This is a genomic window from Chengkuizengella marina, from assembly GCF_009910845.1.
Classification (GTDB): Bacteria; Bacillota; Bacilli; order Paenibacillales; family KCTC-33759; genus Chengkuizengella; species Chengkuizengella marina.
In genome coordinates this window covers 43,853-54,381 of sequence record NZ_SIJB01000033.1, presented here as the reverse complement: position 1 = coordinate 54,381, position 10,529 = coordinate 43,853, and the positions used below count along the sequence as shown (strand labels likewise).

Annotated in this window: 11 protein-coding genes; 5 read left to right on the top strand and 6 right to left on the bottom strand. The window is 36.6% G+C overall.

Features of this window, described 5'->3' with window-relative positions; all coding sequences use genetic code 11:
- The 3 genes from ERL59_RS16870 to ERL59_RS16860 form a co-directional block, all read left to right on the top strand.
- A partial coding sequence (locus ERL59_RS16870) for a non-ribosomal peptide synthetase (RefSeq protein WP_160647413.1) occupies positions 1-2,620 on the top strand: 2,620 nt, incomplete at its 5' end.
- A 35-nt stretch (positions 2,621-2,655) separates the two neighbouring features.
- A complete protein-coding gene (locus tag ERL59_RS16865; RefSeq protein ID WP_160647412.1) occupies positions 2,656-3,501 on the top strand; it encodes a 3-hydroxyacyl-CoA dehydrogenase family protein in 846 nt (281 codons plus the stop codon).
- 23 nt (positions 3,502-3,524) lie between these two features.
- Complete coding sequence (locus tag ERL59_RS16860; RefSeq protein ID WP_160647411.1) at positions 3,525-4,664, top strand: acyl-CoA dehydrogenase family protein; 1,140 nt, start codon at positions 3,525-3,527, stop codon at positions 4,662-4,664.
- A gap of 74 nt (positions 4,665-4,738) precedes the next feature.
- On the opposite strand, the gene ERL59_RS16855 is transcribed toward ERL59_RS16860, so the two are convergent.
- The 6 genes from ERL59_RS16855 to ERL59_RS16830 are packed head-to-tail and all read right to left on the bottom strand — an operon-like array spanning position 4,739 to position 8,362.
- On the bottom strand, positions 4,739-5,248 hold the full coding sequence (locus tag ERL59_RS16855) for a DUF4178 domain-containing protein (protein WP_160647410.1): 510 nt from the start codon (positions 5,246-5,248) through the stop codon (positions 4,739-4,741).
- A 19-nt stretch (positions 5,249-5,267) separates the two neighbouring features.
- Positions 5,268-5,657, bottom strand: coding sequence for a DUF350 domain-containing protein (locus tag ERL59_RS16850; protein ID WP_160647409.1), 390 nt, complete (start codon positions 5,655-5,657; stop codon positions 5,268-5,270).
- A complete protein-coding gene (locus ERL59_RS16845) occupies positions 5,654-6,310 on the bottom strand; it encodes a hypothetical protein (protein ID WP_160647408.1) in 657 nt (218 codons plus the stop codon). Before ERL59_RS16845 ends, ERL59_RS16850 begins: the two co-directional genes overlap by 4 nt.
- A 1-nt stretch (position 6,311) precedes the next feature.
- A complete protein-coding gene (locus ERL59_RS16840) occupies positions 6,312-7,505 on the bottom strand; it encodes a glutathionylspermidine synthase family protein (RefSeq protein WP_407925732.1) in 1,194 nt (397 codons plus the stop codon).
- Complete coding sequence (locus tag ERL59_RS16835; RefSeq protein ID WP_160647407.1) at positions 7,498-8,136, bottom strand: hypothetical protein; 639 nt, start codon at positions 8,134-8,136, stop codon at positions 7,498-7,500. Before ERL59_RS16835 ends, ERL59_RS16840 begins: the two co-directional genes overlap by 8 nt.
- Before the next feature lie 16 nt (positions 8,137-8,152).
- A complete protein-coding gene (locus ERL59_RS16830; RefSeq protein ID WP_160647406.1) occupies positions 8,153-8,362 on the bottom strand; it encodes a hypothetical protein in 210 nt (69 codons plus the stop codon).
- 337 nt (positions 8,363-8,699) lie between these two features.
- On the opposite strand from ERL59_RS16830, the gene spoIID reads away from it, so the two are divergent.
- Both spoIID and ERL59_RS16820 read left to right on the top strand, forming a co-directional pair.
- A complete protein-coding gene (spoIID, locus tag ERL59_RS16825) occupies positions 8,700-9,713 on the top strand; it encodes a stage II sporulation protein D (RefSeq protein ID WP_160647405.1) in 1,014 nt (337 codons plus the stop codon).
- A gap of 72 nt (positions 9,714-9,785) precedes the next feature.
- Positions 9,786-10,511, top strand: a complete 726-nt coding sequence (locus tag ERL59_RS16820) for a M23 family metallopeptidase (protein ID WP_160647404.1) — start codon at positions 9,786-9,788, stop codon at positions 10,509-10,511.
- The last annotated feature ends 18 nt before the right edge of the window (positions 10,512-10,529 follow it).

Sequence of the window (10,529 nt, the reverse complement as noted above, 5' to 3'; positions counted from 1 at the left end):
AGCGACAATTGCACGGATGGTGCAGCACTTTCAAGTGTTATTGGCAGGGATTGCAGCGGATCCAGCGCAGCACATCGGAGAACTGCCGTTATTAACAGCAGAGGAACGCGAAGAGATGCTGGTGAAGTGGAATGATACGGAGCAAGCATTTCCACGTGATGTATGTGTGCATGAGCTCTTTGAAGCACAGGCAGCACGCACGCCAGAAGCAGTGGCGGTTACGTTTGAAGGTGTATCGTTAACTTATAGGGAGCTGAATGAGCAGGCAACCCAGTTAGCAGTATATTTGCAACAGCGTTTAAACGTAGGACCAGATGTACTGGTTGGCGTGTACATGGAGCGATCGTTAGATTTGATCGTTAGTTTTCTTGGGATATGGAAAGCAGGAGGAGCTTATGTTCCGTTAGATCCATTTAATCCTAGTCAACGTCTATTGCATATGGTAGAAGACAGCAAGGCGAAGATCATATTGACGCAGCGACATCTACAAGGGAAGTTAACAGTAGGGGAAGATGTTGTAATGATCAATATGGATGCAGAAAGTAGGAAGAAAGTATTAGAGAAAGAGCGAGGTGTACCACTAATAGAGCGTAAAGTTCAGTCACATCATCTTGCTTATGTGATTTATACTTCTGGTTCTACAGGACGCCCAAAAGGAGTTATGGTCGAGCATCGTCATCTTTCTCATTTAGTATTTGGCCATCAACATACGTACCATATTACTGAAAAGGATAAAGCTTCCCATCTTGCTGGATTAGGATTTGATGCTTCGGTAATCGAAGTGTGGCCTTATTTAACCATAGGAGCATTGGTTGTTCTAGTAGATGAACAAACACGTCTTTCTCCAGAGAAATTGAGAGACTGGATGGTGAAGGAAGAGATAACGATAGGTTTTGCGCCTACACCGCTAGTAGAACTAATGATAATGTTGGAATGGCCTGCAGATACTTCATTGCGATATCTCATGACGGGAGGAGAAAAGCTTATCAAAACTCCCCCAACGGTTCTATCTTTTAAATTGATTGACCACTATGGACCAGCAGAAACGACGGTGATAGCAAGTTCCAATGAGGTAAGTTCAGGAAGGGCAAATAAAGCGCCTACTATTGGTAGGCCAATATCAAATGTACGCATATACATTTTAAACAAGCATTTGCAACCTGTACCGATTGGAGTGCCAGGGGAAATTTGTATTGAAGGCCTCGGAGTATCTCGTGGTTACATTAATCAAGAGTTAGAAGATCAATTTATCGCTAGTCCATTTCATACAGGTGAACGATTGTATCGAAGTGGAGATATTGGTAAGTTCGCAATAAATGGAGAGATTGAATATATTGGACGAATAGATGATCAAGTGAAGATGAACGGGGTAAGGATTGAAAAAGGGGAAATAGAAACGGTACTGCATCGTCATGATCAAGTAAAAGAGGCAGTTGTGATTGTGCGAGAGGATGACGATATAGGGAAGAAGCTAGTAGCGTATGTGGTAGTAAATGAGCCACAAGAACATATGGATCATATACTGCAACATTACATGGCAGAGCGGTTACCACAAGTGATGGTACCTTCTCTATACGTGTTCCTGGATGCACTACCAATAAATGCAAACGGGAAAGTAGATCGAAAAGCACTGCCTGTACCTAAAAATAGCAGCCAGGAAGATATTGTATGGCCTCAAGATACTATTGAGTGGAAATTAACTCAAGTTTGGCAGGAGTTTTTCCAACAACAAAACATTAGTATAAGAGATAATTTCTTTTCATTAGGAGGGCATTCTTTACTTGCTTTGCGCCTACTCTCAAAAATGGAGAGGGTATTTGGAGTTGAATTTCCACTCCAGTCTATTTTCAACATGCCGACAATAGAACAACTTGCAAATGTTATTCGTAAGAATGTATCTTCGTCGTGGTCTCCACTGGTAAAAATGAAAGAAACAGGTTCCAAAAATCCTTTGTTTATCATTCATGGTGGTGGCGCAAGTGTTGTACCTTTTATGGATTTTGCAAATAAATTTGATATGGATCATCCCATTTATGGACTTCAACCTCTTGGATTAGAGAAAGGACAAGAGTCACATACATCGATTGAGGAGATGGCAGTATATTATTTAAATGCTATGCAAAGTGTTCAACCAGAAGGTCCATATTTAATTGCAGGCTGGTCAATAGGGGGTATTGTGGCATATGAGATTACGCAACAATTGATAAAACAAAAGCAAAAGATAGATGTATTAGCTGTTTTGGATAGTTTCTTTTTGGATCCTGCTTCTGTTGACATGAAAGAAATAGAGAAGAAAGCTCATGCTGAACTCAATGAGTTTGAGTATTCGAATATAGATGAAGATGGCCATCTTATGCAGCGATTATTAGATTTAAAACTTTCTCATATTAAAGCACAATTAATTTATAAACCTGAGCCATATCGTGGGAGCATTCATTATTTTCAAGCAGAACATCACGATGATAATATGTTAGAGAAAAATAACAAGATATGGAGTAATCTTACTACACAGCAATTTAAATATTCTCATGTGCCTGGTGATCATCAATCTATGTTTAATGTAGTGACAGAAGACGGTCTTAGAGCACAATTACAAAAAATCATTCAGACTTTAAAATAATCGATGAAGATAAATGTTTCATGGGAGGTTGAAAAATGAAGATTGGAATTATTGGAGCAGGTGTAATGGGAATAGGTGTAGCCCAAAGTGCTGCTGAAGCCAATTATAACGTAACTGTAATCGATCTGACGGAACAAATTTTGCAGCATGCTGAATCTTTACTATATAAAAATATTAAATTTAATTCACTTTTCCAAAAACAAAAAACGATAGAAGTGCAAGATATAAAGGACAAAATAACGTTTTCAACGGACTATGATTTACTGCAGGATGTCGACTTGATCGTTGAGAATACAACAGAATCTTGGGAAATAAAAAAAGAAGTTTATAAAAAATTAAATCTTATATGTAAAAAAGATTGCATTTATTTAGTTAACACATCATGTATCTCGATTACAAAAATTGCTTCTATCATGCATACACCATCAAATGTAATTGGTGTACATTTTATGAACCCTGTACATTTAAAACCAACAGTGGAAGGAATAAGGGGTTATCATACAACAGAGGATACAATTCATCGAACAAAGGAATTTTTAAGCAGTATGGGGAAAGAAATGGTCTTAGTGAATGACTATCCTGGTTTTGTTTCTAATCGAATATCCCATTTATTTATGAATGAAGCCGCCTTTGTAGTTCAAGATGGTGTAGCAGATCCTAAGGAAGTAGATGAAATATTCAAAAAATGCTATGGACACAAAATGGGGCCGCTTGAAACTGCAGATTTAATAGGAATTGATACAGTTGTCAATTCATTAGAAATATTATATGAAAGCTATCAAGATCCTAAGTTTCGATGCTGTCCACTTTTAAAGAAGATGGTAGATGCGGGATTGCACGGAAAGAAGACAGGGGAAGGTTTTTATAAATATACAATATAACTAGGAAGTTAGGTGTGGGATAAATGCTATTCGAACTTAATGAAACACAACGGAATAATAAAAAACGCTTTCGTAAATTTGTTAATGATGAGATTATACCTGTCGCTGGTCAACACGATAGACTTGAAAAAATTGATGAGATTGTCATCTCAAAAATGAAAGAAAATAGATATTTAGGATCTATGATTCCTGAAGCTTACGGTGGTTTAGGAATGGATATGATTTCTTTAGGGATTTTAAATGAAGAGATTGGTAGAGGGTGTGCCTCTGTTCGAAGCATGCTTACCGTTCATGGTATGGTTGCGCTAGCAATTCTTAGATGGGGCACAGAGGAGCAGAAGCAATATTGGCTGCCTAAAATGGCTGCCGGTGACATTATAGGTGCTTTTGGCCTGACAGAGCCAGACGTTGGTAGTGATGCGAAAAGTATTAAAACAACGGTAGAGATGACCGAAAATAGATACATTTTAAATGGAACTAAAAAATGGACGACGATGGGTCAAATTGCAGATATATTTCTTATATTTGCTCAATTTGAAGGAAAACCTGGAGCGTTTATAGTAGAAAGATCTAACGTTAATTTACAAATAACAGCAATGCATGGTTTATTAGGGGCAAGAGCTTCTATGATAGCAGAATTAAATTTTAATGATTGTATCATACCAGAGAACAATCTGATTGGGAAGGTGGGAATTGGATTATCACATGTAGCATTTTCTTGTTTAGATTACGGAAGGTATACGATAGCTTGGGGGTGCATCGGAACTGCACAAGCTGCTTTAGAGGCAAGTATAGACTATGCTGGTAAGAGAGAGCAGTTTGGAAAAAAGATTAAAGAAAATCAGCTTATTCAAAAAATGATAGCAGAGATGTATGTGCAAGTAAAAGCAGGGCGACTTTTATGTTATCAAGCGGCATCGTTAAGAGAAAAAGGCGATCCCGATTCTATTATGGAAACATGGGTTGCAAAGTATTTTTGTTCTACTATGGTGAATAAAGTAGCAGGTGATGCTGTTCAGATTCATGGGGGGAATGGATGCTATAACGAATATGATGTTGAGCGATACTATAGAGACGCTAAAATAAATGAAATTATAGAAGGTACAACACAAATACATGAGATTTTAATATCCAAACATTCATTCAGTAAGATTAAAGTGTGAAAATTGAGGTAGGGGGCTAACACAGCCCCTCCTACTCTATTATTTGTTTGAGGATTCCTAACTTATATAAGCAATTATTCCTTCCCTTGCAATATATCTATGTCTCCAGTGAGAACATCCTCGCCCTCATAAAACATAAATCGTCCATCTTGCCATTCGATTCGTAAATATTTTCGATCATCTGATTGGAATATCCAGACCGATTGTTCACCTGCACTTGGAAAAGCAGTGTTTCCCTGTACACCTGATCTTCCACTATATTGTTCCTCAAGATAATATGTTGTCTCTTCTAAAGTAATAGTTGAGGGAATCTCATGATAGGAATCCAACCTTCCATCTATTTCAGTAAATAAAATAAACGTAGGTTTATCACGTTTCTCAGTGTATAAATATTGAATGTCTCTTCCATCTTTTAATGTAAGCATGGCTTCATTACGCATGAAATTTGTTGTTTTTCCTATAATTTCATACATGACTAAAGAAACTTCTACAAAGTCCCCAGGAACCACAGTATGAATTGTTTTTTCAGGTCTAGGAGCTTCAGGTTTTTTCATTAGATTTGAAATTCGTTTAAATAAACTCATCTTTTTCACCCTTATTTTGTTAAATGATCAAGCTGCTTACTGCGAAGCCAATACCTAGATATACAAATGCAAGCAATACGCCTATAGCTAGATTTCCTTTTTGTAAATGTTCAGAAAGCTTTAAGCCGGGTGTAACCCAGTCAAATATATAATATGTCATTAATAAACAAAGGTAACCAACTAAAAACCATAAAGACATATGCAAAATGGATGTATTTGTGTAAGCTGAAACACCTAAAATAATAGCTGTACCTAAGAACTTACCACCAAAGGCTAATCCTACAGCAGTATTTCCTTTTTTTAATTCATCTAAATCATTAAAAGGAGTGATTAAACTAAACACAACCATACCTAACAACTGAAGTACAGCAATCACAATCACACTAATCAATAAATCTACTATTATCACTCTACCCACCCCCGAAATTTGGCCATAGCCAAGTCATAATTCGTATAACTATGAATTTCTTCTAAATATACTTCTACTGTCTTTTTCTCTTTTAGCGAGTTATATCTTTCTTCATCAATTGGTTGTTTAATATCGTGTCCTGTCGGTAAAGTAAGAATTGCAAAATATCTATACTCTCCTTCAAACTCAGTTTTATATACACCAACCAAATCCACTTCTGTTTTAATTTGAACTTTTAATTCCATTAAATCTTTTTCAGCTGTTTCTAACGATTTATATGACTTAATGCCTTTCCATGATGATAAATGAACCTGATTACTCCCATTTTCTAATACGTCCATCTGTGCATTCATGTATTGAAGGGTCCATATTTTATCTCCTGTAGCATAATTCTCATCGTTAGGTAATAGTAAATTATCTGGTAAAACGGTCATATCTCCACCGATTAGATCTCCCACAGTTCCTTCTTCTACTCTATAGTCCCAAGGTAGAGTGTTGTTTGTATTGGTTTCAGCTTCTGAGACTGTTCCAGAACTGCTGGAAACTGGATTGGTCTCAAATACTTGTGAATCATTATCAAATAAATTCCCGATAGAATATAACGCTCCAAAAAGAATCAATCCAAAAATTATAAATAGTAATATCCGATTCAAATTATCTCACCCCCATTGCAATAAAATGACTGGAGTTTCCTGTGATTAATCCACCTGCACGGCCGAGTAATCCACATGGTTCCCCGTTGATTATAAAAACACCTGTTAATAAATGAAATGCTCCATTATGCATTTCTAATTTTGGTAAATCAATGCGTTTTTGATATACTCGGTCAAACAGAACGCTAGTATCGTATCCTTCTTCATCTTGTGTTTCTAGTGTGCCTTGATGGTCATATAAACGAACGGACCCACCCTCACGTCCAAACATGGATTTAGATACATAGTTCCCATCAAAAATGGGTTTGTTATACGTTGGCAGCATATATTTTTCAATACATTCATGTTCTTCTTTAGTAAAGATTTCAGATTCTAATTCATGGAGCCCCCATATAACCGCCTGTAATCCTTTAGACTGTAGAATAATAGCATGCAAGGAATTAAAAACCTCTATGTTTTTGGATTCAATGGAGTAAGCTAAAGCTTCTCCACCATCATCAACCGCCATCCATTCTTTCGGATACAATGCAAACATACTGTTAATACGGTTTAGCTCTTTATCTCTAACAACACCCTCGTCTACGGACAATTCTAATGTGTCAATACATTTAGCTTCTAATCCACTATGTTTAACAAGCATATCGATTGTACCTGAATCTTCTAAATGCTCTCCATAAGCGATACACGTAGCATAATCTGGCTTCTCTTTCTCCCAGGCTAAACGAATTTGCTCCTTCATGGATACATTAGGTGAATTTAAATCATATTGTTCGCAAATCCATGGGGTGACAACGGAGGACTCAACATAACCAGTTGGTGTATCCGCATTGAGCTCAAACAATTTAATCTCACCTTGCGTAGTAATTGAATAATCAAATCGAGCATATCTACTTAATTCCTCTGCTCCATTAGGAAGTAATAAGTCTAAACCATCCCATAATACCTCAGGGATAGAGAGTAAGGCATATAAATCTCTTTTGCCAAACGTAAAGCGGGCAGCTTTATCAAAAATCGTCCATAATTGCTGAGAAGCAAATTTAATTTCATCCCATATCTGCTGATCAATGGATACGACTTGATCTATCCAATAATGGTCCATATCTCCCCATGTAAAACCTAATTCCTCAAGCTCTTTCATTCTTTCTTGACGATTTGGATGAGGTGAGCCAACAACATGATATACAGCTTTATCCACCGAAACTTCCTCCTGATTTGCTTGAAGAGCTTAGATTACTGGATTTATTTCCAATGCTTCCTGATGAAGTAGATGTACTTTTATTGCTACTCCTCTTTGTAATCGTCCCTTGGCTGTTGGTCGTTTTTGGTCTAACAGAAGAATTGACAACAGGTTTATTTTGAAATTTGCCAGAATCATATGATTTAGGTTTGTACGTTTGGTTTGTTTTAGGATCATAAACAGGTCTTGAGTCATACCACCCTCTAGTTGAATAAGAACGTCCACTATTAAAGATTAAGTGATATAATAACAAATCGTCCCATCCAAAACCGTTATTAATGTATACTGGTTGATTACTACTTCCTGATTCTGATTGAGCTTCATTCGTAGTCTCTCCTTCGGACTGTTCTCCCTCTGGTATCACTAAAGGAATATTCCAGTCCATATTGGCATCAAAATATTTTTTGACATCTTCTGAGGACCACTCCACAAGCTTCGGTTCAGCACTGCCTGTTGCATCTCCTTCTGCATATACAAACGGTGTCAGAGCTAAGTTTGCGACAAGAGCAATACCTAATGTTGTTGATAATGTTTTTAATGGTTTTCCTTTATAAAATAATTTGTCTGTCATCTTTTGATCTTGCTTCATGCCGTTCACCCCCCTTTTAAGGTTTTTTTGAAGCGATGACTAATATTTCTAGAACTTCTTCATCTATGTTTAAGCGCCCTTCTACCATTTCATACTCAATTTCCTTGATGGTAATGTAATTTGCATGCTCCAATGATTTAAGAAGAGGCTCGCTCCAAGAACGTTCATCTAATTTACTCAATTCTCCACTTTCTAGTTTTTCATATATAATCACACGAGTACCCAACCTTTCTTCACCTCCTTAAATAACATACCACATTCTCATTCATTCAACATACGAACCACCCCAAAAAGTGAAGTTATACTTTGAAGTTTAAACTTAATACTTTCCGGGACCTCGAAAAACACTAACTTCTGCGAGTTAAACCATCTTTTTGTTTTTGAAAACTGAACTTTATGATCTTATAGTATTTTTCTTCTTATTAAAACACATACTTATTATTACGTCACAGACACAAATAGGTTTCAATGGTAAATGTTGAATTTGACTTTCCAGTTGTAGTTCTATCCTAGTAATTGTCCACATATGATAGTGGTAGTTTTGGATTATCGGAGGGAAGTGCATGAATATTCATCGCTATATTTTGTGGTTTGTTTTGTGGGCAGGTGTGCTTTTGCTCGCTAGTTTCATTATTCCTGTCATTCTAGTAGATAATGATGAGAATTCCAACAAGAAAATTACACAGGATGAACGGAATGGAATCATAGAACAAGAGAATCCAATATATGTCCCCATTTATTTGACAAATGAGAAGAAGATTGAAGTACTTCCACTTGAGAGGTACGTTAGAGGAGTGATTGCTGCAGAAATGCCGATTGATTTTGAACTGGAAGCTTTAAAAGCGCAAGCGATAGCGGCTAGAACTTATATAATTAGAAGAATGGTAGAACAGGATTTTAGTAACGTACCTGTTAAAGGAGCTTATGTCACAGATACAGTTTCCCATCAAGTCTACATATCTGAGGATAAGTTGAAACAAAGATGGACAGGAGACGTTTATGAAAAAAATATGGAGAAAATCAATCGAGCCGTTATTGAAACAAGAGGCCTAGTAGCGACTTATGAAGATCATCCAATAAATTCTACTTTTTTCTCAACAAGTAATGGTTACACGGAAAATTCTGAGGAATATTGGAATATAGAGCTTCCATATTTACGGAGTGTACAAAGTCCGTGGGATGCTGAGATTTCACCTAAGTTCAAAAATACAATGGTGTTATCTTCTAAGGAATTTTTTAACAAATTAAACATTAATCCTGTACAGCCAGCTTCTACAGGTCAATCGTTGTTTAAAATATTAGAATGGACAGAAGGACATAGAATTAAAAAAATAGCGATTGGAGATGTGATTTTAACAGGTAGAGAAGTTCGAGAGAGATTAGGTCTTTCATCCTCACAGTTTGAAATGAAAATGATAGATAACCAAGTTCAAATCACTTCTTACGGTTATGGACACGGGGTTGGCATGAGTCAATGGGGAGCTAATGGAATGGCTATGGAAGGAAGGACTGCACAAGAAATTTTATTATATTATTATCAAGGAATTGAAGTTCAGAGAGTGAATCCAACTCTCTGAGACAAAAAATCTAGTAAACATAGGTATAAAAGTATATCATCTGGCAACAATGATTGCTGAGGTGATGTATCTATGAATGATAATAAAAAAGAGAATCAGCATGAACAAACTCCTGAAAATAAAGAGGGAGTTACAAATGCTCAAGCTGGATCATGGAAAAGGTTTTTTGGTAAGAAGTGGGCATTCCCGGCCATGTATATGGCAGCGGTTGTTTTAATTGTCAGTTTCATGGTATATTTTCAAGCCAATGACGAAACTAGTTTAACAGAATCAGAGTTAGGATTAGAAGTTTCAGAAGAAAATCCGTCTGAAACAGACTCACAATCAGGTTTAGATGTCCCAGTTAACTTATCAACCGAATCTATTGCTTGGCCAGTAGAGAACAGAGATGATTTAGAAATTATTCGTCATTTTTATGATGAGAATGGCGACAATGAAAGCAAACAAGCAGCGGTTGTTGAGTTTGATGGAACGATGACTCCAAGTGTAGGGATTTCTCTATCACATCCTGATGATGAATCTTTTGATGTACTAGCAGCTTTAAGCGGAAAGGTTACTAGAGTCGAAACAATTCCAGTTGCAGGAAATATAGTAGAAATTACACATGAAGATGGTTTGAAAACAGTATATCAAAGTTTAACTGAAATACAGGTTGAAATGGATCAAGAAGTTGAACAAGGAGATAAAATTGCAGAAGCAGGAACAAATGAGCTTGATAAAGATTTTGGGGTTCATTTAGATTTTGAAATTTATCAAAATGATGAAGCAATAAATCCAGAACAACTTATTCAAGGCTAATTTTGAACAACTGAAATT